Below are 23,965 nucleotides of genomic sequence, written 5' to 3' on the forward strand. Positions count from 1 at the left end.
GACGAACCCCTTCCGACCGGAACGTCTGTCGAAGGAGATTCGTATGAAGAGCTACCGATCCGCGAGCTACCGATCCGCGAGCTGCCGATCCGCGCTGCGCCTGGCCGCGTCCCTGGTCGTGGCGGGCGCCTCGGTGTTCGCCCTCGCGCCGGCGGCGGGTGCGGCGCCGGTGCCGCAGCGGGGCGCGCTCCAGCAGGGCCTGGACGCCCTGACGACGCGGGCCGGTGCGAGCGGCGCGGTCGCCGAGGTGCGCGACCACGGGCGTACGGTGTGGCGCGGCACCTCGGGCGTCGCGGACCTCGCCACGGGGCAACCCGCGCCGGTGGAAGGGGAGTTCAGGGCGGGCAGCGTCACCAAGACCTTCGTCGCCACCGTCCTCCTCCAGCTGGTCGCCGAGCAGCGCCTCGGCCTGGAAGACCCGATCGAGCGCCACCTGCCGGGCCTGGTCCCGAACGGCGCGGGCATCACGGTCCGCCAGGTGATGAACCACACCGCCGGGCTGTTCGACTTCCTGGAGGACCCGCGGTTCGCGTACGAGTCCGAGGACGCGCTGCGCCGGCTGCTCGCCACCGACCGGTGGCAGACCTTCACGCCCCGCGACCTGATCGCCGTCGGCGTCTCGCACGACCCGTACTTCGCGCCCGGCCGGGGCTGGCACTACTCGAACACCGACTACCTGGTGCTCGGCGAGCTGATCGAGCAGGTGACGGGCCACGACTGGCGCACCGAGGTGGACCGCCGCGTGCTCCGGCCGCTCGGCCTGCGGCACACCTTCCTCCCGGGCACCGCCACCGCCGTCCCCGGCCCGCACAGCCACGGCTACCTGGCGCTGTCCGACGGCCCCGCCGACATCACCGAGCTGAACCCGTCGATGGCGGGCGCCGCAGGCGAGTTGATCTCCACCACCGACGACCTGGCCCGCTTCCACGCGGCCCTGCTCGGCGGCCGCCTGCTCCCGCCGGCCCAGCTCGCCGAGATGACCACCACCGTCGCGGCCGACGAACAGCCCCCCACCCGCTACGGCCTGGGCCTGATGCAGCTGCGCCTGTCCTGCGGCGACGTCTGGGGCCACCCGGGCGGCATCCACGGCTACGTCACCTACCTCTTCGGCACCCGCACCGGCACCCGCCAGCTCGCCGTCTCGGCCAACCCCTACGACCCCGACAAGGGCGCCGAGTTGACCCCGGCCGTCCTCACCCTGATCGACCTGACCTTCTGCGGCCCCACCCCCACCTCCTGACCGACCCGTCGCATACGGCCGCCCCGCCCGGGGCGGCCCCCGTCGTGCCCGGCACGGCCTCGCGGCCTGTCGGCGCCGCTACGGCGCCTGAGTGGGGCGGGGGGCCGGGACGCGCAGGGCGAGGAGGGCGACGTCGTCGTCGTTGTCCGGGGGGCGGACTTCGTCGAGGAGGCGTTCGCAGAGGGCTTCGAGGGTGTGGTGGGCGAGTGCGGCGGCGTGGCGGCGCAGGCGGTCGAGGCCGGGGCCGACGCCGGCGGAGCGGGATTCGACCAGGCCGTCGGTGTAGAGCAGCAGGGTGCAGCCCGGCGGCAGCCCGACGCTGCCGCGGCCCCGGGTGAGCGGGACGCCGGTGCCGAGCAGCACGCTGTGCGGGGCCTTGAGGTACTCGGCGCGGCCGTCGTGGGTGATCAGCAGCGGCGGCGGGTGCCCGGCGTTGGTCCACTCCCACTGCCAGCCGTCGTCCGGGTCGTGGGTGAGTCGGCCCAGGACGAGGGTGGCGGAGGACAGGTCGGTGGCGCGGGCCATCGCGTGGTCGAGCTGGTCGAGGACGCTCGGCAGGTCGCGTTCGGACCAGGCCAGGGCGCGCAGCATGTTGCGCAGTTGGGCCATCCGGGCGGCGGCCTCCAGGTCGTGGCCGACCACGTCGCCGATCACCAGGCCGGTGGCGTCGCCGGGCAGGGTGAACGCGTCGTACCAGTCGCCGCCGACCTGGGAGGCGTCCGGCGCGGGCAGGTAGCCGGCGTGCAGTTCGACGCCCGGCACGTCGGGGAGGCGGGGCAGCAGGTGGCGCTGCATGGTCTCGGCGACCCGGCGCTGGCGCTGGTAGAGCCGCGAGTTGGAGATCGCCAGGCCGGCCCGCCGGGTGATGTCCTCCAGCAGTGACAGGTCGCGGGTGTGGAAGGGCACCGGGTTGGCCGCGCGCCCCAGGGTGAGGGCGCCGAGGACCTCGCGGGCGCCGCGGATCGGGGCGATCGCGGCCGAGTGCATGCCGGTGGCGGCGAACAGGTCGTGCTGGACCACGGCGAGCCCGGAGTCCGGCTCGCCCTCGTAGACCTGCGGCCCGACCAGGGACGCGGCGCTCCCGCGCAGGGCCCGCGACAGCGGCAGCGGCGACTGCGCGGTGACGGCGGGGATCGGGCCCTCCAGCTCCGGGTGCCGGACGACCTCGCCGTCGCGGTCCTCGACGACGCGGGTGCGGCGGATGTCGCCGCCCTCGGCGATCAGGTCCACCACCATCCAGTCCGCCAGCCTCGGCAGCACCAGGCGGGCCAGCCGGTCCACCATCTCCTGTTCGTTCATCGTCGAGGTCAGCGAGGTGGTGGTCTCGGCGAGCAGCGCGAGGCGTTCGAGCTGCGGCAGCGCCCCGGCGGCGTCCGGGTCCTCCGCGCGGCCGGGGTGGAACAGCACCAGGGTGCCCGCGCCGCCCGGCACCGGCTGGGGGGTGGCCGTCCAGCGCACCGCCAGCAGCCCACCGTCGCCGCGCGCGAACCACACGCCCGCGCCGCTGCACGCGGCGCGCGACAGCACCGCGTCCATCAGCGGGCACAGCGCCCGGGGGCCGGTGTTCCCGCTCGCGTCGCGGTGCAGCAGCTCGTGGTGGTCGCGGCCGAGCACGTCCGCGCCGGTGAGCCGCAGCAGCTCCAGCGCCCGGTCGTTGACGGCGACGATCCGTCCGGCCTCGTCCACCAGGTAGCCGCCGAGGTCCCCGACCGCCGGCACCGCGCCCGGCCCGGGCGCGGCCGATCCCTGCCCTCGCACTGAACCTGCCCTCCGCCTGAGACGTAGCACGCCGGGCCAGTAGATCACGCACCGCCGCTCCCCGGGAACGGCGGCCGGTCCCGGGCCGGGGCCTGCGCGGTGTCTCCACGAATGGCCCCCGGCCCGCGGACGAGCCGTCGGGCGGTCTCTCAGGCGGGCTTGATGCCCGGGTTGCCGGCCTCGGTGACGAAGGACGCGGCGGTGAGCAGCGTGCCGCCGGGGCGGGTGATGTGGCTGACGGCGCGGAAGTCGGCGCGGGCGTGCTGGCGGTCGAGGGTGACCACGGTGTAGCCGCGCCGGCCGTCGTAGAACTTCATGTGCGGGTTGGCGGCGGTCAGCGTCGCCCAGTTGGACGGGTGGGCCGCGCCGTCGCCGTCGCTGCTGATCGAGGTGCCGACGAACTCGACGCCCACGGTGCGGGAGTTCGGGTCGTCGAAGTTCCGCTTGACGTCGAGCGCGTAGGCCACGTGGACGTCGCCGGTGAGCAGCACCAGGTTCTTGACGCCGGCCTGTTCGACGGCGGTCAGGAAGCGCTCGCGGGCGGCGGGGTAGCCGTCCCAGGCGTCCATGGAGAGCTTGGAGCTGGCGGCGGTGGTGTTCTTGCGGCGGGAGAACACCACCTGCTGCGGCACCACGTTCCACAGCGCCTTGGAGTGCCGCAGCCCGTCGGCGAACCAGCGTTCCTGGGTGGCGCCCATCAGGCTGCGCTTCGGGTTGTCGGACTCGGGGGTGGGGTACTGCCAGCCGTCGCCGTTGGCCTGGTCGTCGCGGTACTGGCGGGTGTCGAGGATGTCGAACTGCGCGAGCTTCCCGTACTGGAAGCGGCGGTAGAGGGTCAGTTCGGTGCCGTTGGGCTTGGGCATCCGCAGCGGCTGGTTCTCCCAGTAGGCGCGGTAGGCGGCGGCGCGGCGGGCGATGAACGGGGCCGGGTCCTGGTTCTTCTCGGGGACGCCGGCGGCGTAGTTGTTCTCGACCTCGTGGTCGTCCCAGGTGACGTACCAGGGGTGGGCGGCGTGCGCGGCCTGCAGGTCGGGGTCGGCCTTGTAGAGCGAGTAGCGCAGCCGGTAGTCCTCCAGCGTGGCGGTCTCGTGGCCGAGGGCGGCGGGCAGCACGCGGTCGGTGTACTTGCGGTCGCCGCCGGCGGAGTCGATGGCGTACTCGTAGATGTAGTCGCCGACGTGGAACACCGCGTCGAGGTCCTCGTCCGCGAGGTGGCGGTAGGCGGTGAAGTAGCCGTCCTCGTACGCCTGGCAGGACACCAGCCCGATCTTCGTACTGTCCAGCTTGCGGCCGTGCGAGGGGGCGGTGCGGGTGCGGGCGACGGGGCTGCTCCACTGGCCGACGGTGAACCGGTACCAGTACGCGCGGCCCGCCTCCAGGCCGTCCGCGTCCACGTGCACCGACCAGTTGAACTCGGCGTGCGCCCGTGCGGTGCCGCGCCGTTCGACGCGGCGGAACCGCTCGTCCCGGGCGATCTCCCAGCCGACCCGTATGTTCCCGGTCGGCGGCAGCCCCGCGCCCGGCTCCAGCGGGCGCGGCGCGAGCCGGGTCCACAGCACCACGGCGTCCGGCAGCGGGTCGCCGGAGGCGACGCCCAGCGTGAACGGGTTCTCGGTGAGGACGCGCGGCGCGAGCTCGTTCTCCTCGGCGGACGCGCTCGGCAGGTTGACGCCGAACGCGAGCGCGGCGGCGGCCGAGGTGACGGTCAGGAACCGCCGCCGGTCGAGCCGGGCGGCGGCGGCCCGCAACTGCTGGTCGGGCGTGGGACGGTCGGCACTGCTGCTCATCGGACGGGCGCCTTTCGCTGGACGGGCGGGTGTGCGAAGCACATCCGACCCGTCCCGGTGGTCCGCCCGTGGTCATCGCCCCGGCAAACGAATGATCATCTGATGGCAAAATCGTGAAGGCAGCCGTCACTGGTCGACGGTGAACACCACCGCCCGCCCGCCCTCGGCCGCGCGCCGGTAGAACTCCCGCAGCTCCGGCAGGAAGCACACCGTGTACCCGAGGTCCTGCTCGCCCCGGACGCCCTGGTAGTCCTCGAACTCCAGCTCCGCGTACCGCTTGCGCAGCCACCCCTCGTCGACCTGCTCCAGCGCCGCCGCCACCGCCCGCACCTGCTCCGGGTCCACGTAGCAGACCACGTAGTCCTCACCGTCGTGCAGCGGCCGCCCGCCCAGGATCACGTGCGACAGCGGGAACTCCCCGTTCCCGTACTCCAGCCGACCGTCCGTCAGGCAGCGGTGCAGCGCGTCCCACGCCTTGTCCACCTCGCACAGCCACGGCTCGTCCCAGCGCTCCTCCACCTCCTCCACCAGCGCCAGCACGCCCTCGTCCCCGCCGCACGCCACCAGCCGCGCCCGCTCGTCCGCCGCCAGCGCGAACAGCACTCCCCGACACGCCATTTCGACGCCTCCTCTCCGTACCGCAGACCCAAGCAGACGACACCGACACCCCGGCGCGGCCAGTTGCTCCCCTCCCTCCGACCGGGTCGTCACGGACGCCTCTACCGCGACCCGGCCCGCGCCCGCCTCCGGCCCCGCCCGGTCCGGCAGCCGCACCCCGACCTCCACCGAATCCGCGCACATGCACTTCTTCGCCTCCTACTCATGCGCCTCGTCCACTCCCGCCAGGCCGTCGACGAGCTCACCGCCCCTACCCGGAGCGGACCACCGCCCCCGGCCCGCACGAACAGTGACAGCAGGTCCGGCGGACGCCCCTCCGGAACGGGACAACCAGTCGGGCGCGGCCCGCGCCGCGGCCAGCCGCCGGTACGCTCCCCCGCATGAGCCTGTCAGCTGCCGATGTCGCCGCCGCCGGTGCGGCCTGGGTGTGGATGCCGGACGACGCCGAGGTCGTCGCGGAGCCGGAGTTCACCATGGTCCGCCTGCCCGAGTACGTCGCCTTCGACCTCTCGGTGGTCTCCTTCACCCCGACCCGCCCGCTCGACCGGGCGGTGGACGCGGTGGTGGCGCGGGCCCGGACGTTCGGGGTGCCCGCGCTCGACTGGCAGGTGCTGATCGGCGACCCGCCCGGCCTGCCCGCCGAACTGGCCGCCCGCGGCGGCCGGGTGAAGCTCGAACTGGAGATCCTGGCCGCCGACCTGACCGCCGGGCCGCCCCGCTCGAAGCCGCCGACGGCGGACGTCTCGGTGCGCTGGGCCACCGACGCCCCCACCGCCCGGCACGGCCTCGCCATCGAGGCCGCCGGCTTCCGCGGCGAACTCCCGCCCGCCGAACGGATCGAGGCGGTCGCGGCGAAGAACACCGGCACCGTCCCGGCCGGCCGGGGCGGCCTGCTGGTCGCCTACGTGGGCGACGAACCCGTCGGCACCGGCGGCGTCTCGATCGTCGACGGCGTCGCCCGCCTCTCCGGCGGCGTGGTCACCCCGCCCTGGCGGGGCCGCGGCGTGTACCGCGCGATCCTCGCCGCCCGCCTCTCCTACGCGGTGGCCCACGGCGCACACCTGGCCCTGGTCAAGGCCAACCCCACCACCTCCGGCCCGATCCTGCGCAGACTCGGCTTCACGTCCTTCGGCCCGGAGCCGGTCTACGCCGTCCCGCTGCACGAGCAACCGTCCTGACACCACCCGCCCGCCGACCCCCACCACAGCCACCGGACGCGGACTGCCTCGACCCGCCACCGCCCGGCCCGACACCCCGAAGGCACTCCCCCGCAGCCGCGCCGCACCGCCCGAAGGGCGAGCAGGACCGACACCCTGACCGAACCGACCCCCGCCCCAGGCACCCCAGCCCGCCCAACGAGGAACTTCCGCGCCCCTGACGGCATTCACAGCCGCCGCGCCCACAGCACCCCCGTCAGCATCGACAGGACGAACCCACCCGCCGCAGTCTCCGGCCACCCCGCCCGCACCCCCTGCTCGGGCTTGGGCAGCACCAGCAGGCCCGCCTTGGTGCCGAGCGTCGCCACCAGCGACTCCGCGGTGCGGCACCGGCCGTACGGGAACCGGTCCTGCTCGCCCGCCCCGAACCGGGCAGGCCCGCCGGACGGCGGCAAGTGCACGGCCGCCGTCGCGGCGGACCAGCTCGCGGGACGTCTGTCGGCGTACGTGTGAATGTGCTCAGCCACGTGCGAGTGAAAGTGCCCAGTTCCTGAGGTGCGGAGAGTTTTCGTTCGGCAGTCTGCTGTGTGGCCTGTTCGGGTGGCGGAGGGCGGCTGACGATGGTCTTGGATCCGCATCGATGGTTGGAACTCCGGCGGTTTCGCGGTCTGTTCGAGTCCGGGGCGATGAGCCTGTCGGAGATCTCGAAGGAGACCGGGCTGAACCGCCGCACGGTCCACAAGTACCTCTCCGCCCAAGGCCGGTCGCGCCGCCCCGCCGGATGTCGAACGGGCAGGCCCGCAACGGATGGTGGACGAGGTCGCGCCGCTGATCGACGCGATGCTGCGGTCCGAGATCCTGATCAAGGGGGCGGTCGTCCACGAGCGGCTGGCCAGCGAGTACGGGTTCACGGGCAACTACCAGCGCGTGAAGATCTACCTGCAGGAGGCCAGGCCCCGGATCGCCGAGGAGCTCGACATCAGCCCAGGCGAGCTGGCCGGCCTGCACCGCCGGTTCGAGGTCGTTCCCGGCGCCCAAGCCCAGGTCGACTGGGGCGACGAGGGCAAGGTCCTCGCCCACGTCGGATCCCGCGCGTCTACTCGTTCCACATGACGCTGTCGTACTCGCGCGACCCGTTCTGCTGCTTCACCATCAGCCAGGACCTCGCGACGTTCTTCGACTGCCACTGCCAGGCGTTCGCGCACTTCGGCGGGCTGCCGATGAGCATCGTCTACGACCGCACCAAGACCGTCGTCCGTCGGCACGTCGCTCCGGGCGAGGCTGTCCCACTCTCTCTCCCCGAGGCGGTGGCGTTCGCCGGCCACTACGACTTCGACGTGCTCGCCGCCTACCGGCCGCAGGGCAAGGGCCGGGTCGAGCGGCAGGTCGCCATCGTCCGTGACCACGTCCTGGCCGGCCGGGCGTTCTCCTCGATCGAGGAGCTCGACGCCGCGTTCACGGCCTGGGTGCCGCTGCGGCGATCCCGTGTCCACGGCACCCACGGGGAGTTCATCGGCCTACGCGCGGTCCGGGACCACATGGCTCTGCGGCCGATGCCGAGAACGCCCTACATCGTCACGCAGCGGCACCTGCGGCAGGTCGGCAAGGACTGCCTGGTCGCCTTCGACGCCAACCTCTACTCGGTGCCTGCCCGCAGGGTCCGTGCCCGTCGGCTGGTCGAGATCAGGGCCACGGAGTCCCAGGTGATGCTCCACGCCACTGTCCCCGACGCGAACGGCAACACACTGCTGGCCATCCATCCTCGGGCGGTGGGCCGCGGCACCCGCGTCGTCGACGAACGCCACCGGGACGGTCTGCCGAAGGGTGACACCCGCCGGGTCACCACGGGGGATGTCCTTCCCCGGCCCCGGCGCGATCGTTCCGCGGTCGAGGAGACCAGCCCGCTGCAGGCTCTGCTGAGCCCGGCCTCCGCCGCCCACGTCGAGGTCGGCCGCAGGCCGCTGTCGGTCTATGACGAGCTGACCGGAAACCGTCCCGTCACCACCAACTCCGCGACGAGGGAGTCCCGTTGAGCCAGCTGGTCGGCACCCGCATCCGCACCACGGCCGCCAAGCTCGGCCTGCCCCACCTCGCCGACGGCCTGAACCAGTACGCCTAGCGAGCGGACGAGGCGAAGATGGGCTACCTCGACTTCCTCGACCTCGTCCTGAGCGAAGAACTCGGCGTCCGCGACGACCGCCGCTTCCGCCAGAACCTGCGGCTGTCGAAGCTGCCACACCACAAGCGCTCGACGACTACGACTTCTCGTTCCAGCCCGAGCTCGACCCCCGCAAGATCAAGGACCTCGCCACCCTCTCCTTCGTTGAGGCCAAGGCCAAGGCTGCCCTGCTCGGGCCGCCCAGGGTCGGCAGACCCACCTTGCCGTCGCTCTGGCAGTTGCCGCCTGCCGGGCGGGATTCTCGATCTACTTCACCAGCCTCGACGACATGGTCGGACACCTCAAGGCAGCGGAGACCGCAGGCCGGCTGACCAGCAAGCTCCGCACCTACCTGCGGCCGAGCGTCCTCGTGGTCGACGAGGTCGGCTACCAGCCTCTCGAACGCGCCGAGGCGAACCTGGTCTTCCAGGTGATCTCCAAGCGCTACGAGAAGGGATCGATCATCCTGACCTCGAACAAGACCTTCAGCGAGTGGGGCCAGGTCTTCGGTGACGAGGTCCTCGCCACCGCCATCCTCGACCGGCTCCTCCACCACTGCGAAGTGGTCTCCATCAACGGACCCAGCTACCGGCTGAAAAACCGCCCCGCCGCCATCGAACGCGACAGCGAGGTGGCCTGACCCACACGCGCATTCGTCGCGTTGGAGGACCGGCTTCAACTGTTCGAGCCAGCTCATACGATCACCGGGTGACCGATGACGAGATCATTGAAGCCTTCCGAAGGATCGCCCGGGAACGGCAGGCGCCCCCGCCAGCCCCGCCGGAGGCCGTTGCCGAGGCGGAACGTGTCATCGGGTTCGCCTTCCCCACGCTTCTCCGGCGTCTCTACACGGAGGTGTCCAACGGCGGCTTCGGCCCTATCGACGGGGTCCCGCCAGTCGATGTGGGGTCGTGGCAGGAGCACATCGCAGTGCCCTACGAGAACGGGCCAGATCCCAGCGGGCGCATTCCTGCAGGTGTCGTGCCCCTCTACGACTGGGGCTGCACGATGTGGTCGATGATCGACTTCCGCGACCCGGACGGCGCGATGTGGTCCAACGCAGACGGAGACTGTTGGCGGCAAGGGATCACCTTCGCCCAGTGGCTAGTCGCCGCGATGGACGGAGAGTTGCGCTTCGCCTGGCCGGACGGGGTGCCCCCGGAGAGCGAATGGCACCGACCGAACGCACCGGCTGGTCAGCGGGAGCGCTAACGACAGCCGCTATCAAGCCTCCATCTTGCTGAGCACGTTCATCTGAACTGGGCTGAGCACTTCAACAAGTACGCGGACAACGTCGTGCGGGCCGATCGCCTCGCACCCGCCGACCGCCGCCAGCCCCGGCCACCCACGGCACGCCGTCGTCGAACACTGGATTAGCGCGGCAAAGGCCGTGTCCACCTTCGTCGGCGTCTCGCTTTCGGGGGCATTCGCCGAGCGCGGTCCGCCCGAGATTCTGTTCGGGTGTCTCGGTTGGCGGGCGTCGACGTTGCGACTCGGAATGCACTCTCGGGGGTGACGGCATGACGACGTCGATCGATCAGATCACCACCTTGGCGACGTTCGGTTCCGTCTGGGCTGTGCTGGCCGTTGGTCACAACGTCGCGGACCACGTACTCGGCCAGAGCGACCACCAGGCCGCGAACAAGGGTGCGCCGAGCGCCGAGGACGTGTCCGCCGGGGTGAGTCCGCGCCGGGGTTGGATGGCCTGCCTGGCACACGTCGGCCAGTACCACCTCGTCATGGCCGCACTTCTCGCCCTGGTATGGCTGTTCATCCCGTTCCCACTGTCCGTGACCGGGCTGGCCGCCGGCTTTGCGTGGTCGGCGGCCAACCATGCCGTGCTGGATCGACGTTGGCCGGTGCGGTGGCTGCTGCAGCACGCCGGCTCGCCGGACTTCGCCAACCTGCGGACGGCCGGGCTCAGTGGGATGTACTTGGCTGATCAAGCTCTGCATGCCTTGGCTCTGCTTGTCTCCGCGCTCCTGATCACCCGCTTGTGATTCCGCAGGTGTGACATCAGTGCCTGTCTGAACCCCAAAACCTGTCGCGGCGGCATCGGGCCGTCCGGAATGCTCGGCTCATGCGAGTGAATGCCGACGGGGTCACCCCCGTGCCGCGAATGTTGCTGATCAGCGAGTTCCTGCTGCAATCCGACTTCCAGGTCGAACTGGACGGGCCGGTGTTCGTCGCAGCGGGCGACCGGCTCTCGTATGAGGAGGGCAACGTCGTGGTGACCAGCCCCAATGGCGAGCGACGCAGGCACCCGGCCCGCGATAGTTACTGGATCTGCCGCCGCTGAAGCACGTATGCGCTCAGCGGCGGGGCAGGGAAATGACGCTCCTGGCATCGTCCCCCTGCCCCAGGCCGGGGGCCAGGGCGGGGAGTTCGCGGCTGAACGTACTTCTCTCGCGGCGGAGGCGCTGGAGCTCGTCGTCCTTGGCCGCGAGGGCGGACAGCCGCATTTGGTGGCGTTCCTTGAGCTGGTTGAACTCCCCATGGGTGCGGGCGAGTTTGCCGATGAGCCGCTGGTTCGGATCGCGCAACCGGGCGATGCGGGCCTCGCGCGGATCGGGCTGCTGACCAGCGGCCTGGGCGGCCGCCCGCCGCTTCTCGAACTCGTCCTTGAGGGGGCCCCAGGTCCGGTAGAGGGCGGCGCGGGAGATGCCCGCCTCGCGGGCGAGCGTCTTGACGTCGCAGGCGCCTCCGGGCGGGATCTGCCCGACCAACAGCCGGTCGATGGCCGCGCGGATGCGTCGTTCGACCTGGTCGCGCTGCTGGTGGCTGAGTGCCATGTCATCCGGCCCTTCCGGGTGCTTTGTCGATCTCCTGGAGGACCCGCATGGACCGCTCGTGCTCGGCCCGCATCCGTTCCTTCTCCCCGACCGGGATGCGGGGGCCGGCCAACAGGACGGCCCCGTTGTCGGCCGCGGCCTGCCGGACGGGACGGTGGACGAGGTGGTGGGTTGCCTGCGGGCAGCGAAAGCTGTCACACAGCCCGGCCAGTGGAGCCGCTGCGGATCTGGTGCCGGCGAGCTTGAGACACAGCGCCTTCGCCGGGTCCTCGAACCAGCAGTAGTTCGCCGCGGACAGGTGCAGCACCGACGCCTTCTTCTTCAGCAGCAACTCGACTTGCCGGTCGGTGACCACCTTCGCCGGACCCGGCTCATGGTCGGCCAGCTCGTCCTCGACGGCGCGGAAAGCCGCCAGTAGAGCGTCGGCTCCAGGGCCGACGGGCAGTTGTCCCTGTTCGAACTGCCGATATGCCTCGACAGTCCGCTTGAGCTTCTCCTTCGCCTCCTCCTTCTTCCATTCGTGGTGGAAGACGGCCTGCGCGCCGCCCGGCCGGCCGGCGTACCCCTCGCTGGTGGCCACCTGCAGGTGCTTGAAGTGGACCTTGGTGGCGAGCACGCCACCGGGACGGGCGGCCATCTCGACGGACAGCGTCCGCCGCAGGTTCCGGGGATGCACCGGCTTGTCGGGGATCGGCTCCAGGCCCATGCGTCGGCCAGCGGGCGAGGCGACCCACTGCCGGAGCCAGGTCATGGCCCCCTGGACTCGAAGCCGGGGAACTGCCCGAACAACGGCTGACCGGAGCCGACGTCGGTGAGCTGTTCGGCCAACGCGATGGCGCGTACGACTTCCTCGATGACAACCCACTCGTCGGCCTCGCCGCCCCACGGTCGGCCCTTGACGACCTTGCCGACCAGCCGGTGCCGGGCCGGACCGGTGCCGTCGGCGTCGTCCGTGCGGCGGCAGCCGACCGTGAGCTTCATCAATTCGCTGGACCGCATGCCGGTCAGCGCGGAGGTGGCGACCTTGCAGGCGTGGCCGGCGACCCGGATCAGGGCATCGTCGCCGGCGGTCGACAGGGGTAGAGACCACGGGATCATCTCGCCGGTATCCGCGCGAGGGACGTCGGCAGGCTTGCGACACCACACGTACTCGGTGCCGACCTCGGCGACCGCCTCCTCCAGCAGCGATCGGGCCTGGATCAGGAGAGCCTTGCCGATGTCACGGTGCCCCGTCGGCCGAAGCAGGTGCTGGAAGTTGGCATCCAGCAACGGATCCTTCGGGTCCCATCCGGACCGGAGGCGCTTGGTCACCTGCGATTCCTCAAACCGTGGCAGCGGCTGGCCCGTCCGCAGATGCGCGTCGACGAGCGCGGCGAGCTGGTCGGCGTCCCGCAGATTCCGCGACCACTCGGCTTTCCGCCGGACCTCACGCTCGGCCTGCAGCTCGGTCCGCAGATCCACGATGTACGGACCGAGCACGTCGACCAGGTGCAAGCAGGCCGTCAGCAGCGGCCGCAGCACCTTGTCGTCCAGCGGTTCCGTCTTGATCACCACGTGGGGCCGGGACGGTGCCCCGGAGACGACGCGGGGTGATCGCTTGCCCCAGGGCCGGAACCCAGGGCGGTGCCGGTCGGTTGACAGCAGCTCGCCGTAGTCGGTGATGTCCTGCATGGCTGACACCACCGACCGCAGCGAGCCACCGGCCTTGTCCCGCAGGACGGCGCCGGAATCCCTGTCCCGGACGACGCCGTGCTCGCGCAGGAACGCCTCGCAGTGGTCCTGGGTGACGGCAGCGAGCGTGGCGATCCGGCGCTCATGCAGCCAGTTCAGCCACAACGTGAGGTGGTAAATGCGGATGAAGACGGTGCGGGGGTGGCTTTAATCATGAGTTGTGGTTCTGGCTCAACTTCCGTGGCGCGGCCACGCTGAGTCATCGATGGATCTGGGGTGTGCCGTGCTTCCCTGAGTCAGAACGGTGGCTCTTCTGAGTAGCCGCCTGTTCCGTCGAGGGCCCACCAGGAGTCGTGTTCCGCTTTAAGGCGGGCGTAGCGTTCGCGGGCCGCGATGTCGGCGGCGTTCTCCAGGGCGTTGGTGGCGTAGCCCCATGCCTTCATGGCGTCCAGGACTCGGTCTCGGTTGTGGCGGTCGGTGCTGGTGGCCAGCAGGCGGAGGGCGTGGCCGACCAGCTCGGCCCGGTGTGCGGTGAGGACGGGGTGCTCTGCGAGGGGGATCGCAGCGACGAGGGCCGCGTTTCGTACGTCCGCGTTGTCGTGGTCGAGAAGGGGATGGACGGCGTGGAAAATCGTCGGGCGCAGGTCTCGGAACGCACGCATCTCCCAGTAGTCGTCAAGGAACCCCGGAGCGCGGTGTTCACCGATGGAAACGATCTCGTCGTCGGCGTCGTAAGCGGTGTCGCTGAGCCACTCGAGCAGCCTCACGAGGGTCGGGCGGTGCGGTGGCCCGCTGGCATCGTGGCCGAGATGGTCCACCGCAATGTCAGGATGGTTGAGGATGGCTGCGATGTAGAGCGCTACGGGGGCGGTGGCTTCGTAGATGCTGTTCTGGTGGGTTACTTCGCTGAGCGCGTCCTCGGTGGCGGCTGCTCTGACGGCTGGGTCGGGGTCGATGATGAGAGCCAGCGCTGCCGGCAGGGATTCGCCTGTCCCCCGTGCGGTGGCGAGCGACGCCCAATCAGTGTCGTCCAGAAGCGTTTGATAGTCAGGTAGCACGTGGAGGTGCGGATTCTCGGTCCGGCCGGGGTTGTCGGTCACAGGCGGAGGCTATACCGACGCCGAGCCAGTACTGCGTGGGGTGTCACGTGTAGAGCAGGACGCGCTTGCGTAGGAGTTCGAAGCCTGCGCGACCGAACATCTGGCGTTCGAGCATCTTGATCCGGTTGACGTGGCCTTCAACGACGCCTGAGTTCCAGGGGAGGGTGGGTCCTGCGATGACGGCGTCCCGGTCGCGGTCGATGCCAGCAGCGAGGGTGTGGAGGCTGGGGAGGTCGTCCTGGCGGACCGCGTCAAGCCAATTGGGGAGACGCTCGCCCTGGCGCTCGGTGAGCATGACGGCGAAGGCGCGGACGTGCGGGGTCAGGGCGTCCAACTCGGGGCAGCGGGCCAGCACGGCCTTGAGCTGGAGCTGTTCGGCCTCTGGCAGCGCCGTGGGTCGCCGCAGGATCCGGTCGGCGACGGTGCGGGGCGACGGCGGCTGCCCGGTCACCGATCGGGGTGAGGTCCGCTTCTGCCGCAGATACGCGCTGACGCGCTGGTAACTGCCCTTGTAGCCGAGCGGAACGATCTCTTCCCAGAGCTTCCAGGCGTTGGTGCAGCCCTCGTCCCACCGGTCGTCGAGGTAAGGCTTGTACTCGTCGAGGACGGATGTCCGGTTCTACCACTGGCTCCGGAAGAGCTCCTCCGGGTTCGCGGCGTCGGCCAAGGCTTTGACCGTGCGCCCGGTCATGCCGAGTTGCCGCTGGACGGCGCGCCGACTGTGGCCTGCGGCCAGCAGGGCGTGCACCGCGGCGTGCCGGGTCCGGGTGCGGTCTGCGAACCGGAAGCCCGTCGGCCAGGGCTGGTCCACACTCTGGTCTCGCCCCACAGGATTTGAAGGCAACGGCCCGACTTGGCAGTGGAGTTGCCGCGTTCAGGCACTGTCGGTGGCGGGCGACGGCCCGCTCGGCCGCCTCACTGAGGTTGTGCCGAAGGTGCCAGCGGTCCGCGACCTGGACGGCCTGTGGGGCTCCGGCGGTGGCGCCCTCGGCGAAGAACGGCGCGCGGTCACGGCAGACGACCTCGACGCCAGGCTCGACGCCTCCCGGTCGGGCAACAGATCCACCGGCCGGCGGGTCTCGGCGTCGACCAGCACCGTCCCGTAGGAGCGGCCCTTGCGCGTCGCGTACTCGTCGACGCCCACCACCGGCGGTGCCGGGCCGGGGAGTTCCTCGACCAGCCGCCGCCGGGGCGAGCACCCGGGCGATCCCGGCCCGACTGCGTCCATGTCGAACCAGTGCATCGCATTGCCGGACACCACCGCGTCAACTGCCCCGTCCGGCAGCGGAATCGACTCCGCACTGCCCGCCCGCGACCACACCTGCGGCAGCTCCCGGCGGAGCTGGGCCGGCATCGCCGCGTCCGGTTCGACGGCCACCACCTCGACGCCCGCCGCGAGCAGGCAGCCGGTGAGCTTGCCCGTCCCCGCCCCGAGGTCCAACTCCCGTCGGCCGGGCGCGAGTTCGATCGCCTACCGGACGGCGCCCGGCGCGTGGTCGGGGCGGTGCGCGGCGCAGGCACCGGCCGCCTCGCCGAACGAGCAGCGGTGCCGCTGACGCAGTTCTGCCGGGCCCGTCGCGTAAGCCTGCCGATCGCTCACTCCGGGGCCTCCGTCGCTGTCGCCGTCCGAACCGCCGCGCCAGGACGGGCGACGCCGTCGACCGAGACGCAGATGCCGAACACCCGGTCGTAGCCCGTCCATCCGTTGACGCGGCCCCGGTTGTTGCTGATCTGCACGCGCCGCCGGGCCGGATCGAGGGCCGACACCAGGTGCAGGTACACAGTGCCGGCGACCCGGGCCAGCACGATGTCACCGGCCGTCAGCAGCGGTGCCTCGACCGGCGCGACGACCACCGGCTGCCGGCTGCGGATCAGCGGCACCATCGACGAACCGCTCGGCCGGAACCCGACCGTCGCCCCGCCCGCCACCCTCGCCGCCACCGCGTCCAGAGCACCCATCCGATGATCGTGACAGCCGAACCCCGGCGGACACCAGCGGCTTTCGCCCCGCCCGCCCAGGTTTTCGAATCCGCCCCCGAATCCTCTGGCGGTCGCCGCGTCGCACACGGAAGAATGCGCGCCGGGGGGACGGCCCGCCCGGGGCCTGCCACTGTCCTTTGGAGCACTCGCCGTGAAACGTCCTGTCCTGGCCATCGCCGCCGCCGTGTTCGCCGCCGGGGCCCTGACCGCCTGCGGCACCACCCACGCCGCCGACCCCGGCGCGGCGCCGAAGCCCGCGGCCTCCGAGCCCCAGCAGCACTGGCAGCGCGACCCCGCCAGCACCGACCAGAAGCTCCCCGACGTCGCGAAGCTCTGCGCCCAGACCCCCACCGCCTGCCAGGGCGCCACCATCCAGGCCCCGGCCAACCCCTGACCCCGCGCGGCCCGGATCCACGTCGGACGGCACCGGCACCAGCCCCACCGACCGGACCCGGGCCCGCCCCACCACCTACCGCAGGCCCGGGGGCCGCTCCTTCCCCTCCCCGCACGGCTGCTCCGAGTGCTCGGCGATCCACACCCTCGCCCCGCGCCTCCCGCGCGGCCGACTGCCGCAGCAACTCCGGCTGCTCCACCGGAAAGTGCGACAGCCTCCACCGCGCACCGAGCCCGACGGCCAGCCGCTTGTACGCGTCCCGTTCGGCGCGCGTCCCCAGCCCGTGGTGCGGCACCACCGACCGACCGGCCCCGACGAGCTCCGCCGGCTCCTCGCGCACTTGATCCACCACGGCCCCGAGCAGCTCCAGGTGCGTCGCCTGCGGACAGTCCACCCCGTACCGTCCGTGCCGCGCCGCCATCCGCCCGTCCACGGACAGCCGAACCACCCCGCCCCGCTCCAACTCCCGGGCGTACGCGGTCTTTCCGGCCCCGGGCAGCCCGAGCAGCAGGTGCACCACCGGTGTCGCTCTGCGCATGTCCCCTGGCTACGGCCGGGAAATCGGGATGCCGGCATCCGGATGTGCCGGGCAGGATGCGGCAATGACGAACTCCCCACTGCTGCAAACCGTTTGGCATCGCTGGGAGGCCCTGGCGGGCGTACCGGCTCCCTTCCCCGGCCCGGGCGCGGCCACCGTCGTGGTCGCCCCGGGCTCCGGCCTGTGCCCGCCCGGCTGGGTCGGGCTGGTCGCGCTGGGCGGCGCGGTGCTGGCGACCGCCCCGGACGAGCGACGGGCAGCCCTGGTGCGGGCGGCCCTGCGGGAGCGTCCGGCGCAGACCGCCGCAGACGCCGACCGGCTGCGTCAACTCCTGCCTGTCGGTGAGCTGTTGGGCCCGGCCTCACTCGCCTACCTCGCCCCGGACGGGCTCCGCCCCCAGCCGCCCGCCACCGACCCGGTCGTCGTCCGACTCGCGCCCACCGACCCCCGCCTGCGCGACCTCGAACACCGCACCGACCCGACGGACGCCGAAGAAGCCGGGCTGGCCGGCCTCACCTCCCCCGCCTTCGCCGTGCTCGCCGACGGCCAGGTGGTCGCCGCCTGCGGCTACCGCCGCTGGCCGTTCGACCTCGCCCACTTCGCCGTCCTCACCGACCCTGCCCACCGCGGCCGCGCCCTGGCCCGCCACACCGCGACAGTCGCCGCCCACCACGCCCTCGCCGCCGGCCTCCTCCCCCAATGGCGCGCCCGCGTCCCGGCCTCCCGCCGCGTCGCCGCCCACCTCGGCTTCCACGAACTCGGCACCCAACTCTCCGCCGAAGTCCCCTGAGCCGCCCCCTCACGCCCCGGCCGGGGCGACCCGTCCGACCACAGCTCGTCGAACTCGACGGTCGCTGTGAAGCCGTGTTCCTCGTACTCGCGCACCAGGCGGCCGTCCTCCCCGGCCCAGCAGTGCGTCCGGAGCAGCCGCGCACCGCGGCGGGCGGCCTCGGCCGGGCGTCGGCGACCAGGGCGGCGATGATGAGCGGCCGGAATCGCCTCCTGGTCACCAGGTGGTGCAGGTAGAGCTCGGGCTCCCCGGCCGGCGGGGCGAACTCCGGGGCCTCGCCGGTCAGCACCGAGCCACCCGTCACGCGGCTCAGGAGGTCGCGGCAGATCCGCGTCTGCCCGGCCCGGACGTGGCGCAGCACTTGGTCGACGAGAGGTAGGCGCTCCTCCCGCTCAAGGGCCGCGTACAGGTCGACGGGCGGCACCGGCACCAGCCAGGAACTGTCGTCGTGGAACATCGACAGGAAGTCCCACACGTCCGCAGGGCCACCCTCGGCGACCGTCATATCGCTCACGTGAACCACAGCGCCCCTCCTCAGGATCCGCAGCCCAACCGGCCGGCGACCACCCTGCGCCCGCAACACCGCCGCCACGCTCGGCCATTCAGCCCCCGACGATTCCCACATGCACCCGCCGGTGTCGCGGAGCGTCGATCTCGTCGAGCAGCGCCAGCGCGAAGTCCCCGTACGTCACCCGCCCGGCGAAGTCGCCGCCGCCGACCATGTACGCGCCGGTGGGCTCGGCGGTGTGGTCGAAGTCGCCGGCTGGGCTGACCACCAGCCAGTCCACCGGGGTGTTCGCGGCCCGGAGCACGGCGGTGCCGGCGGCGTGAGCGAGGGCGAAGGGGCGGAACTCGGCCGGGAAGCCGGGGGCGTCCATCAGCGGCACGCCGGGGGCCAGTTCCAGTGTCGCGCCCAGGCCGACGGTGATCAGCCGCCCGACGCCCGCCCGTTCCAGTCCGGCCAGCAGGGCGTGCGCGGCGTCGGTGAAGAACGCCTCCGGCCGGGCCCCGGCGTCGTACGCGGCCGCGATCGCGGCGTCGTGCCCGGCGGCCCGGTCCGCTACCGCGTCGGGGTCGGTGACGTCGCCGGCCAGCACGCGGACGCCCGGGTGGGCCGTCAGTTCCCGGTGCGCGTCGGGGTTCCGGACCACGGCGGTGACCCGATGCCCGCGCCGGACGGCCTCCACGACGGCCGCCCGCCCCGCCCGTCCACCCGCGCCGAACACCACGATCTCGCTCATCGGACAACCGCCTCATCTCTCGAATCGTCCGCCGGACTCTCCGCCCGACCTGTCCGAAAGCTAGTCACCCCCGTGGTTACCGCCGGGATACCGCACTACCGTGGGCCCGTGCGCGAACCCCTGGATCCCGAGATGTTCGACCCGGTGTGCCCGTCCGAGCTGATGCCGATCCGGGTCGGCGACAAATGGGCCGGCATGATCGTCCAGTGCCTGGAGGGCGGGCCGCGCCGGTTCTCCGAGCTCCGCGTCCCGCTGCGCACCATCACGCCCAAGGTGCTCACGGCGTCGCTCCGCGCGCTGGAGCGCGACGGCTTCGTCCGCCGTACCGTCCACACCGCCCCGGCCCGCCACGTCGAGTACGAGCTGACCCCGCTCGGCCGCAGCCTCCTCGACGTCCTGGCCACGGCCCGCGCCTGGGCCGAGACCCACCTGTCCGAACTGCTGGACGCCCGCGAGGCGGCCGACCGCACCGCCTGACCGCAGCACGCCACGCACCTGGCCTCAGCGCAGCACCCGGCCTCAGCGCCGCGCCGACACCAGCACGGCGGCGTGCGGCAGTGCCAACTCCCCGTCCGCGCAGGCGAATTCGCGTGCCAGCCGGTCGAACTCCCGCCGCACCGAGGCCCGTACCTGCGGCGACTGCCGCCGCAGCAGCTCCCCCAGGAACGCCACCCCGCCGCCGGGTCCGCCCCACCACGCCTCGGCGCTCGTCCGGTGCTCCCAGCGCAGCACCCGGCCCCGCGCCTCCGCGAACCCGCCGTCCGCCAGCAGCGCGCGGAACCCGTCCGGGTCGGTGACGGCCGCGAGCGCGGCGGGCGGCGACGGCAGGTCGGCGGGCCGGACCGCCCCGGCGGCCTCGAAGGCCCGGGCCAGCAGCGACTGCCCGGGCGGCGCGGGGGCGGCCCAGGCGGTGAGGGCGAGCCGCCCGCCGGGGCGCAGCACGCGGCGCAGCTCGGCGATGGCGGCGCCCACCCGGCCGACGTGGCCCAGCACGAAGTTGCCCACCACGGCGTCGAACTCGCCGTCACCGAAGGGGAGTTCGGGTAGCGTCGCGGCCCGCACCGCCGCCCCGGGCGCGGCCCGCCGGGCCTCGGCCAGCATGCCGGGTTCGGCGTCCACGGCGGTCACCCGGGCCCCGCGTGCGCAGGCCCCCGCCGCGGCGGTGCCCGTCCCGGTGCCGACGTCGAGCACCGCGCTCCCGGGCCGGACCCCGGCGGCGTCGAGCAGCGCGGGCACCGGGTGGGCGCACAGCCGGCCGACGCTCGCGCCGTACGCCTCGGTGCTCCGGGCCCAGATCCGCCGCTCCAGCGCGTCGAACGCGTCCACCTCGTCTACCTCGTCCACGTGCCCGCCCCTTCACGAAACGCCGTGCCCCGACACCTAAATCACTTAGGCAGATGGATAATCATGGACCGTACGATCCGATCAAGAAAGCAGGAGGCGGGCCCGGTGGCACGTGCAGGTCTGTCGGCGGAGGTCCTCACCAGGGCGGGTGCGGAGCTGGCCGACGAGGTGGGCTTCGAGAACGTCACGGTGACGGAGGTGGCGCGGCGCTTCGACGTGAAGGTGGCCAGCCTGTACTCGCACGTGAAGAGCTCGCAGGACCTGAAGGTGCGGATCGCCCTGCTGGCGCTGACCGAGCTCGCCGACCGGGCGGCCGAGGCGGTCGCCGGACGGGCGGGGCGGGACGCGCTGGCGGCGTTCGCGGAGGCGTACCGGGGCTATGCGCGCGAGCACCCGGGCCGCTACCAGGCCACCCGGCTGCGGCTGGACCCGGAGACGGCGGCGGCGAGTGCGGCGCCCCGGCACGCCCAGCTGACCAGGGCGATCCTGCGCGGCTACGACCTGCCGGAGCCGGACCGGACGCACGCGGTGCGCCTGCTCGGCGGGGCGTTCCACGGGTACATCGAGCTGGAGGCCGCCGGCGGGTTCGCCCACACGCCGGTGGATCCGCAGTCCTCCTGGGAGTGGATCGTCGATTCGCTGGACGCCCTGCTGCGCGCCCGCGGCGGCCACTGACGCCGACGCCGCACAGCCGAATCGCAGCGACCGCCGACCGGGCGCACCCGATCGGCGGTCCCGGTCGGCGCACCCGGGCGGCGGTCCCGGTCGGCGGTCCCGATCCTCCGGCCGTCAGCCGGCGTCGCGCACCGGCAGCTTCCACCCGGGCCGCGGGTAGTGGCAGGTGTAGCCGTTGGGGTAGTGCTGCAGGTAGTCCTGGTGCTCGGGCTCGGCCTCCCAGAAGTCGCCGACCGGCGTCACCTCGGTGACCACCTTCCCCGGCCACAGCCCGCTCGCGTCCACGTCGGCGATGGTGTCGAGCGCGGTGGCGCGCTGCTGCTCGTCGGCGTAGAAGATCGCGGAGCGGTAGCTGCTGCCGATGTCGTTGCCCTGCCGGTCCACGGTGCTCGGGTCGTGGATCTGGAAGAAGTACTCCAGCAGCGTGCGGTAGCTGATCCGCTCCGGGTCGTAGACGATCTCCAGCGCCTCGGCGTGGCCGGGGTGGTTGCGGTAGGTGGCGTGCGCGTTCTCGCCGCCGGTGTAGCCGGTGCGGGTCGACTGGACGCCGGGGAGTTTGCGGATCAGCTCCTGCATTCCCCAGAAGCAGCCGCCGGCCAGGACAGCCCGGTCCGTGGTCATCTCGTTCTCACTCCTCGCGTGGGACGTCCGCACTCCTGGTGCGGTGCGTGGCCCGTCCGCCCGGCGCCGCCGGGCGGGGACCATCCGCTCCAACCTCCGCCGCCCGGCCGGTGTTCCCGCCGGGCACAGGTCAGCCGGCCAGGCCTTCCAGCACCTGCGCGCCGGGCAGCGCGGCCAGTGCCGCGCCGGGCAGCACCAGCTTGCCGCGCCGCCGCCCGCTGCCGATCAGCACCCAGGGCGTGGCGGCGACGGCGGCGTCGATCAGCAGCGGCCAGTGCGCGGGGAGGCCGACGGGGGTGATGCCGCCGTACTCCATGCCGCTCTCGCCGACGGCGGTGTCCATCGGGGCGAACGAGGCCTTGCGCGCGCCGAGGTGGCCGCGCACCGCCTTGTTGACGTCGAGCCGGGTGGTGGCCAGCACCAGGCCGGCGGCCAGCGTGGTCTCGCCGCCGCGCTTGGCGGCGACCACCACGCAGTTCGCGGACGCCTCGACGGGGACGTCGTAGGCGGCGCAGAACACGGCGGTGTCCGCGAGTTCGGGGTCGGTGTCCACGTACCGTACGGCGGACGCGAGTTCGGCGTCCCACTGCTTCAGCGCCGCGGCGACGGGACCGACCAGGTCCACGTCCACCGCCCGCCGTACCGTCGCGAAGTTCCCGAACGGCACCGTCACCTGCTCGTCCACCACAGCCCTCTCGTCCATGCCGCCCACCCTAGCGCTGGCCCGTTGGGGTGAGCCCCGCCGGTGTCGCCGCCGCGGCGGCCGTCCGCGCCCCTAGCCTCGTCGGAGCCCCCGCCCGGGGGCCGAGCTGGCGTCAACTGGGCGGAGCGGCAATGGCGACCGGAAGTCCCCCGAAGGTGCAGGCCTGGCAGGTGCTGCGGCACTGGAAACTGTGGCTGATCCCGGGGGTGCTGAGCGCGCTGGTGGCGCTGGGGCTGTCGCTGCTGTACATGGGCGGCATCCTGACCCCCTCGGAGGACCTGCACCGGATGCCGATCGCGCTGGTGGACGCGGACGCCGGCCCACCGCTGCCGGGCCAGTCCGCGCCGCTCGGCGCGCAGGTGGCGGACGCGGTGGCGGCCGGGACGCCGCCGGGCCAGGTGCAGTGGCGGCGGGTGTCGCGCGCCGAGGCGCAGGATCTGCTGTCCTCGGGCCGGGTGTACGGGGCGCTGGTGGTGCCGGAGGACTTCTCCCGGACGGTGGCGGCGCTGGCGGGCGATCAGGCCTCGGCCCGTCCGGTGCTGCTGTCGCTGACCAACCCGGGCACGGGTTCGCTGGCGTCCTCGCTGGCGGGCCAGATCACCCAGCAGGCGGCGCACCGCTCCTCGCAGGCGATCGGCAGGCAGTTGACGGCGGCGGTGCCGGACGCCCCGGCGACCGCGCGGCTGCTGCTGGCCGACCCGGTCGACGTGCAGGTGCAGCAGGGGCATCCGATCGCCCGGCACACGGGGCTGGGCCTGGGCGCGTTCTACTACACGCTGCTGCTGGTGCTGGCCGGGTTCCTGAGCGCCAACCTGGTGCACAACGGGGTGGACACGGCGCTCGGCTACGCGGACAGCGAGATCGGGCCGTGGCACACCCGGCGGCCGACGGTGCCGATCAACCGGACCCAGACGCTGATCGTGAAGATGGAGATGACGGCGGGCCTGTCCGCCGTCACCGCCACGATGATCATGGTGGCGACGATCGGCATCCTCGGCATGGACGCCCCGCACCTGCCGCTGCTGTGGGTGTTCTCGTTCGCCGCCTGCACCTCGGTGGGGCTCGGCGTGCAGGCGATCAACGCGGCCTTCGGCAGCCTCGGCCAGCTGGTCGCGATGTTCGTCTTCATCGCGCTCGCCCTGCCGTCCTCGGGCGCGACGATCCCGCTCCAGGCCACCCCGGGCTTCTACCGCTTCCTCGGCTCGTTCGAGCCGATGCGGCAGCTCGCGGGCGGGGTGCGGGCGATCCTGTACTTCGACGCGCAGGCGGACGCCGGGCTGACCCGCGGCTGGGTGATGATCGCGGTGGGGTTCGTGGTGGCGCTGGTCTTCGGCTTCGCGATGACCGCCTACTACGACCGCAAGGGCCTGCACCGCATGGTGCCGACCCCCTCCTGAC

27 protein-coding genes and 2 pseudogenes are annotated in these 23,965 nt (G+C 72.6%); 13 read left to right on the forward strand and 16 right to left on the reverse strand.

Annotation, left to right across the window (positions count from 1 at the left end):
* The first annotated feature begins 43 nt into the window (after positions 1-43).
* Entirely contained in the window at positions 44-1,240 is a 1,197-nt protein-coding gene (locus ACWEMJ_RS11200; RefSeq protein ID WP_452136731.1) for a serine hydrolase domain-containing protein, read from the forward strand.
* Between the two features lie 78 nt (positions 1,241-1,318).
* Here the strand turns inward: ACWEMJ_RS11200 and ACWEMJ_RS11205 are convergent, their stop codons facing one another.
* The 3 genes from ACWEMJ_RS11205 to ACWEMJ_RS11215 all read right to left on the reverse strand — a co-directional run bounded on the left by ACWEMJ_RS11205 (position 1,319) and on the right by ACWEMJ_RS11215 (position 5,403).
* Positions 1,319-2,998, reverse strand: a complete 1,680-nt coding sequence (locus tag ACWEMJ_RS11205; RefSeq protein WP_452136732.1) for a SpoIIE family protein phosphatase — start codon at positions 2,996-2,998, stop codon at positions 1,319-1,321.
* A gap of 149 nt (positions 2,999-3,147) precedes the next feature.
* On the reverse strand, positions 3,148-4,785 hold the full coding sequence (locus ACWEMJ_RS11210; protein WP_452136733.1) for an alkaline phosphatase D family protein: 1,638 nt from the start codon (positions 4,783-4,785) through the stop codon (positions 3,148-3,150).
* Between the two features lie 126 nt (positions 4,786-4,911).
* A complete protein-coding gene (locus ACWEMJ_RS11215; RefSeq protein ID WP_452136734.1) occupies positions 4,912-5,403 on the reverse strand; it encodes a YfbM family protein in 492 nt (163 codons plus the stop codon).
* 380 nt (positions 5,404-5,783) lie between these two features.
* Here ACWEMJ_RS11215 and ACWEMJ_RS11220 point away from each other — a divergent pair, with 380 nt between their 5' ends.
* The gene (locus ACWEMJ_RS11220) at positions 5,784-6,581 is read left to right on the forward strand and encodes a GNAT family N-acetyltransferase (protein WP_452136735.1); all 798 of its coding nucleotides are present in this window, start codon (positions 5,784-5,786) and stop codon (positions 6,579-6,581) included.
* Positions 6,582-6,787: 206 nt separating this feature from the next.
* Here ACWEMJ_RS11220 and ACWEMJ_RS11225 read toward each other — a convergent pair whose 3' ends face one another.
* On the reverse strand, positions 6,788-7,087 hold the full coding sequence (locus tag ACWEMJ_RS11225) for a hypothetical protein (RefSeq protein ID WP_452136736.1): 300 nt from the start codon (positions 7,085-7,087) through the stop codon (positions 6,788-6,790).
* A 280-nt stretch (positions 7,088-7,367) separates the two neighbouring features.
* On the opposite strand from ACWEMJ_RS11225, the gene ACWEMJ_RS11230 reads away from it, so the two are divergent.
* The 6 genes and pseudogenes from ACWEMJ_RS11230 to ACWEMJ_RS11255 all read left to right on the forward strand — a co-directional run bounded on the left by ACWEMJ_RS11230 (position 7,368) and on the right by ACWEMJ_RS11255 (position 11,017).
* Positions 7,368-7,673 carry a hypothetical protein gene (locus tag ACWEMJ_RS11230; RefSeq protein WP_452136737.1) on the forward strand — a complete coding sequence of 102 codons (306 nt, stop codon included), beginning with the start codon at positions 7,368-7,370 and terminating at the stop codon, positions 7,671-7,673.
* On the forward strand, positions 7,670-8,593 hold the full coding sequence (locus ACWEMJ_RS11235; RefSeq protein ID WP_452136738.1) for a Mu transposase domain-containing protein: 924 nt from the start codon (positions 7,670-7,672) through the stop codon (positions 8,591-8,593). The genes ACWEMJ_RS11230 and ACWEMJ_RS11235 overlap by 4 nt, the downstream gene beginning before the upstream one ends.
* Positions 8,590-9,358: pseudogene (istB, locus tag ACWEMJ_RS11240) on the forward strand (IS21-like element helper ATPase IstB). Before ACWEMJ_RS11235 ends, istB begins: the two are co-directional and overlap by 4 nt.
* Positions 9,359-9,426: 68 nt before the next feature.
* Complete coding sequence (locus ACWEMJ_RS11245; protein ID WP_452136739.1) at positions 9,427-9,930, forward strand: hypothetical protein; 504 nt, start codon at positions 9,427-9,429, stop codon at positions 9,928-9,930.
* Positions 9,931-10,238: 308 nt separating this feature from the next.
* Positions 10,239-10,718: a hypothetical protein gene (locus ACWEMJ_RS11250; RefSeq protein WP_452136740.1), complete on the forward strand. Its 480-nt coding sequence runs from the start codon at positions 10,239-10,241 to the stop codon at positions 10,716-10,718.
* 80 nt (positions 10,719-10,798) lie between these two features.
* Positions 10,799-11,017 carry a hypothetical protein gene (locus ACWEMJ_RS11255; RefSeq protein ID WP_452136741.1) on the forward strand — a complete coding sequence of 73 codons (219 nt, stop codon included), beginning with the start codon at positions 10,799-10,801 and terminating at the stop codon, positions 11,015-11,017.
* Positions 11,018-11,030: 13 nt separating this feature from the next.
* On the opposite strand, the gene ACWEMJ_RS11260 is transcribed toward ACWEMJ_RS11255, so the two are convergent.
* The 7 genes from ACWEMJ_RS11260 to ACWEMJ_RS11290 form a co-directional block, all read right to left on the reverse strand.
* Entirely contained in the window at positions 11,031-11,510 is a 480-nt protein-coding gene (locus ACWEMJ_RS11260) for a hypothetical protein (protein WP_452136742.1), read from the reverse strand.
* A 1-nt stretch (position 11,511) separates the two neighbouring features.
* Positions 11,512-12,216 carry a hypothetical protein gene (locus ACWEMJ_RS11265; RefSeq protein ID WP_452136743.1) on the reverse strand — a complete coding sequence of 235 codons (705 nt, stop codon included), beginning with the start codon at positions 12,214-12,216 and terminating at the stop codon, positions 11,512-11,514.
* A 41-nt stretch (positions 12,217-12,257) separates the two neighbouring features.
* The gene (locus tag ACWEMJ_RS11270) at positions 12,258-13,346 is read right to left on the reverse strand and encodes a hypothetical protein (RefSeq protein WP_452136744.1); all 1,089 of its coding nucleotides are present in this window, start codon (positions 13,344-13,346) and stop codon (positions 12,258-12,260) included.
* 131 nt (positions 13,347-13,477) lie between these two features.
* On the reverse strand, positions 13,478-14,281 hold the full coding sequence (locus tag ACWEMJ_RS11275; RefSeq protein WP_452136745.1) for a hypothetical protein: 804 nt from the start codon (positions 14,279-14,281) through the stop codon (positions 13,478-13,480).
* 43 nt (positions 14,282-14,324) lie between these two features.
* Positions 14,325-14,732, reverse strand: coding sequence for an ISL3 family transposase (locus ACWEMJ_RS11280; protein WP_452136746.1), 408 nt, complete (start codon positions 14,730-14,732; stop codon positions 14,325-14,327).
* A 423-nt stretch (positions 14,733-15,155) separates the two neighbouring features.
* Positions 15,156-15,722: a methyltransferase domain-containing protein gene (locus ACWEMJ_RS11285; protein WP_452136747.1), complete on the reverse strand. Its 567-nt coding sequence runs from the start codon at positions 15,720-15,722 to the stop codon at positions 15,156-15,158.
* Between the two features lie 155 nt (positions 15,723-15,877).
* Positions 15,878-16,240, reverse strand: coding sequence for a S26 family signal peptidase (locus ACWEMJ_RS11290; protein WP_452136748.1), 363 nt, complete (start codon positions 16,238-16,240; stop codon positions 15,878-15,880).
* Positions 16,241-16,412: 172 nt separating this feature from the next.
* Between ACWEMJ_RS11290 and ACWEMJ_RS11295 the strand changes: the two genes are divergently transcribed.
* Positions 16,413-16,655 carry a hypothetical protein gene (locus ACWEMJ_RS11295; RefSeq protein ID WP_452136749.1) on the forward strand — a complete coding sequence of 81 codons (243 nt, stop codon included), beginning with the start codon at positions 16,413-16,415 and terminating at the stop codon, positions 16,653-16,655.
* Between the two features lie 136 nt (positions 16,656-16,791).
* On the opposite strand, the pseudogene ACWEMJ_RS11300 reads toward ACWEMJ_RS11295, so the two are convergent.
* Positions 16,792-17,193, reverse strand: a pseudogene (locus tag ACWEMJ_RS11300) (AAA family ATPase); the annotation flags it as partial.
* A gap of 64 nt (positions 17,194-17,257) precedes the next feature.
* Between ACWEMJ_RS11300 and ACWEMJ_RS11305 the strand changes: the two are divergent.
* Positions 17,258-17,983, forward strand: a complete 726-nt coding sequence (locus ACWEMJ_RS11305; protein ID WP_452136750.1) for a GNAT family N-acetyltransferase — start codon at positions 17,258-17,260, stop codon at positions 17,981-17,983.
* A 602-nt stretch (positions 17,984-18,585) separates the two neighbouring features.
* On the opposite strand, the gene ACWEMJ_RS11310 is transcribed toward ACWEMJ_RS11305, so the two are convergent.
* Positions 18,586-19,224 (reverse strand): NAD(P)-dependent oxidoreductase, encoded by a 639-nt coding sequence (locus ACWEMJ_RS11310; protein ID WP_452136751.1) that lies wholly within the window; start codon positions 19,222-19,224, stop codon positions 18,586-18,588.
* Positions 19,225-19,332: 108 nt separating this feature from the next.
* Between ACWEMJ_RS11310 and ACWEMJ_RS11315 the strand changes: the two genes are divergently transcribed.
* Positions 19,333-19,701 (forward strand): winged helix-turn-helix transcriptional regulator, encoded by a 369-nt coding sequence (locus ACWEMJ_RS11315; RefSeq protein WP_452136752.1) that lies wholly within the window; start codon positions 19,333-19,335, stop codon positions 19,699-19,701.
* A 42-nt stretch (positions 19,702-19,743) separates the two neighbouring features.
* Here ACWEMJ_RS11315 and ACWEMJ_RS11320 read toward each other — a convergent pair whose 3' ends face one another.
* Complete coding sequence (locus ACWEMJ_RS11320) at positions 19,744-20,568, reverse strand: class I SAM-dependent methyltransferase (protein WP_452136753.1); 825 nt, start codon at positions 20,566-20,568, stop codon at positions 19,744-19,746.
* A 105-nt stretch (positions 20,569-20,673) separates the two neighbouring features.
* On the opposite strand from ACWEMJ_RS11320, the gene ACWEMJ_RS11325 reads away from it, so the two are divergent.
* Complete coding sequence (locus ACWEMJ_RS11325) at positions 20,674-21,243, forward strand: TetR/AcrR family transcriptional regulator (RefSeq protein WP_452136754.1); 570 nt, start codon at positions 20,674-20,676, stop codon at positions 21,241-21,243.
* Positions 21,244-21,357: 114 nt separating this feature from the next.
* On the opposite strand, the gene msrA is transcribed toward ACWEMJ_RS11325, so the two are convergent.
* Together msrA and ACWEMJ_RS11335 are read right to left on the reverse strand one after the other, a co-directional pair.
* Positions 21,358-21,864, reverse strand: a complete 507-nt coding sequence (msrA, locus tag ACWEMJ_RS11330; RefSeq protein ID WP_452136755.1) for a peptide-methionine (S)-S-oxide reductase MsrA — start codon at positions 21,862-21,864, stop codon at positions 21,358-21,360.
* Positions 21,865-21,994: 130 nt separating this feature from the next.
* Entirely contained in the window at positions 21,995-22,567 is a 573-nt protein-coding gene (locus tag ACWEMJ_RS11335; RefSeq protein WP_452136756.1) for a YbaK/EbsC family protein, read from the reverse strand.
* 131 nt (positions 22,568-22,698) lie between these two features.
* Between ACWEMJ_RS11335 and ACWEMJ_RS11340 the strand changes: the two genes are divergently transcribed.
* Positions 22,699-23,964, forward strand: coding sequence for a YhgE/Pip domain-containing protein (locus ACWEMJ_RS11340; RefSeq protein ID WP_452136757.1), 1,266 nt, complete (start codon positions 22,699-22,701; stop codon positions 23,962-23,964).
* Position 23,965: the final 1 nt, after the last annotated feature.

It is taken from the genome of Kitasatospora sp. NPDC004531, from assembly GCF_053602195.1.

Coding starts and splice junctions, on each gene's coding strand:
- ACWEMJ_RS11200 (WP_452136731.1), top strand. CDS start 44: ATGAAGAGCTACCGATCCGCGAGCTACCGATCCGCGAGCTGCCGATCC.
- ACWEMJ_RS11210 (WP_452136733.1), bottom strand. CDS start 4,785: ATGAGCAGCAGTGCCGACCGTCCCACGCCCGACCAGCAGTTGCGGGCC.
- ACWEMJ_RS11215 (WP_452136734.1), bottom strand. CDS start 5,403: ATGGCGTGTCGGGGAGTGCTGTTCGCGCTGGCGGCGGACGAGCGGGCG.
- ACWEMJ_RS11220 (WP_452136735.1), top strand. CDS start 5,784: ATGAGCCTGTCAGCTGCCGATGTCGCCGCCGCCGGTGCGGCCTGGGTG.
- ACWEMJ_RS11230 (WP_452136737.1), top strand. CDS start 7,368: ATGGTGGACGAGGTCGCGCCGCTGATCGACGCGATGCTGCGGTCCGAG.
- ACWEMJ_RS11235 (WP_452136738.1), top strand. CDS start 7,670: ATGACGCTGTCGTACTCGCGCGACCCGTTCTGCTGCTTCACCATCAGC.
- ACWEMJ_RS11250 (WP_452136740.1), top strand. CDS start 10,239: ATGACGACGTCGATCGATCAGATCACCACCTTGGCGACGTTCGGTTCC.
- ACWEMJ_RS11255 (WP_452136741.1), top strand. CDS start 10,799: ATGCGAGTGAATGCCGACGGGGTCACCCCCGTGCCGCGAATGTTGCTG.
- ACWEMJ_RS11260 (WP_452136742.1), bottom strand. CDS start 11,510: ATGGCACTCAGCCACCAGCAGCGCGACCAGGTCGAACGACGCATCCGC.
- ACWEMJ_RS11265 (WP_452136743.1), bottom strand. CDS start 12,216: ATGGGCCTGGAGCCGATCCCCGACAAGCCGGTGCATCCCCGGAACCTG.
- ACWEMJ_RS11290 (WP_452136748.1), bottom strand. CDS start 16,240: ATGGGTGCTCTGGACGCGGTGGCGGCGAGGGTGGCGGGCGGGGCGACG.
- ACWEMJ_RS11305 (WP_452136750.1), top strand. CDS start 17,258: ATGACGAACTCCCCACTGCTGCAAACCGTTTGGCATCGCTGGGAGGCC.
- ACWEMJ_RS11310 (WP_452136751.1), bottom strand. CDS start 19,224: ATGAGCGAGATCGTGGTGTTCGGCGCGGGTGGACGGGCGGGGCGGGCG.
- msrA (WP_452136755.1), bottom strand. CDS start 21,864: ATGACCACGGACCGGGCTGTCCTGGCCGGCGGCTGCTTCTGGGGAATG.
- ACWEMJ_RS11335 (WP_452136756.1), bottom strand. CDS start 22,567: ATGGACGAGAGGGCTGTGGTGGACGAGCAGGTGACGGTGCCGTTCGGG.
- ACWEMJ_RS11340 (WP_452136757.1), top strand. CDS start 22,699: ATGGCGACCGGAAGTCCCCCGAAGGTGCAGGCCTGGCAGGTGCTGCGG.